Origin of the sequence: Halogeometricum pallidum JCM 14848, from assembly GCF_000337095.1 — an archaeon.
GTDB lineage: Archaea > Halobacteriota > Halobacteria > Halobacteriales > Haloferacaceae > Halogeometricum > Halogeometricum pallidum.
Map to the genome: position 1 here is coordinate 1 of NZ_AOIV01000012.1, position 1,614 is coordinate 1,614.

Below are 1,614 nucleotides of genomic sequence, written 5' to 3' on the forward strand. Positions count from 1 at the left end.
CTCAATGCGTGGACCTGGACGAAGAGCATCTATCGGTACGCGAAGCGTCCGCAGACTACGTTCAGTGCTCCAGAGGAAGCGGACGGGAACACGAACGAGACCGAGCGGAACGAGGGTGGGCTCGCGAACTACACGCCGTTCAAACCGGACGAGCGAACGCAGGACCTCACGAACGTCAAGCGAGCGTGGCCCGGTGCTGGAGCGATCCAACGGGCAGACGGAACGATGGAAGCCTTCATCGAGATCGACCCTGGGAATATGGATTTCGCCATGTCCGAGGACTGGGCGCAGCTCCAAGAAGCGGGCGAGGAGTTCGCCAACAAGGAACTGGACTCGAAGATCAAGCTCCACGCGACAACCCGGTCATTCCCAGTAGAACAGATTACAGAGACGATCGAAGAGCGGCTTAACGACGAAGACGTCACGCAGAACCCGATCTTCCGAGAACTTCTCGAGGAGTACCGCGAGACACGCCCCAAGGAGATGCGTGACCGAGGTATCCAGCAGGTGCGATACTACCTTGGTGTCGAGGTCTCCCCGCTAGAGGTCTACGACCGATTCCGAGACGAAGGGACGCCCGCCGAAAAACTGACCCAGTTCCCCGTTATCGGGTTTCTGTTCAACCCCTTCGTAACGCGGCGTGAGGACCTGACGGATGTTGAACGCAGGGCTCAGATGTTCGAGAAACTCGATAGCCGTGTCAATGACGTTCGTGCCGAATTTATCCAGCAAGCGTCCGGGTGGTCTGCTCGCCGGCTCAGTACGGTCGAACTGTTCGTCCTGAACATGGACTTCTGGAACGGGCGAGAGCACGACGCCGAGGAGGCCGAACACGTCGTTCGCGAACAACCGATCATCGGTCGCTCACGCCGGGAGGATGAGGTCAATGCGTAACGTCATCCTGCAGGCCAGTGGTGGTATCCTCGGTCAGCTCATAGAGTGGCTTCTGAACCCCATGTCGCCCGAAGGAGCGGCGATTTACGCCATACTGGTTGTTACCCTCGGGGCCAGTGGCAAACGTCTCTGGGACCGCCACACCGCCGACAACGAACCGGAGGTTGACTTCTCGGACGTTCTCGATAAGCAAACGTTCGAAGAGGGTCACGCCGAGGGCCAGCTCCTTGACGAGATCTCCGAGTCCCACAAGACGGTGACCGCGCCGGCAGCTATCGAGTGGGAGACACGGGCGGCTCACGTCGGCGAGCAGTGGACGACGACACTGTACATCGCTGACTACGCCGACTACCCGAACGACGGCTATCTGAGCGACCTCTTCGAGTTGACCGACGTNCTGTACATCGCTGACTACGCCGACTACCCGAACGACGGCTATCTGAGCGACCTCTTCGAGTTGACCGACGTCGAGTTCGACCTTACAGCGCACATCACGCCCAAGAATCAGCAGCGGGCGCGGAACGAACTGCAGGACATCGCTGACGACCTCCAAGTCGACGCCGATTTGGAACAGAGCGTCCGCAGTGCGTACCTCCAAGAGCGAGCGAACGAGGCCGCTGCGACCTACAAAGCCGTCGAAAGCGGCGCGAACGTCTTCGACCAAGGGATGTTCGTCACGGTTCGTGCCGATGACAAGGACGACCTCAGGGATTCCGTCCA

General features: G+C 59.6%; 1 protein-coding gene and 1 pseudogene. Both read left to right on the top strand.

All coding sequences use genetic code 11. The annotated features are described in order from the left end of the window. Positions 1 to 894: hypothetical protein (locus tag C474_RS07440; RefSeq protein WP_008385460.1), on the top strand; the 894-nt coding region annotated here is incomplete at its 5' end. Next, positions 887 to 1,614 (top strand): annotated as a pseudogene (locus C474_RS07445) (VirB4 family type IV secretion system protein); the annotation flags it as partial. The gene C474_RS07440 and the pseudogene C474_RS07445, both read left to right, overlap by 8 nt.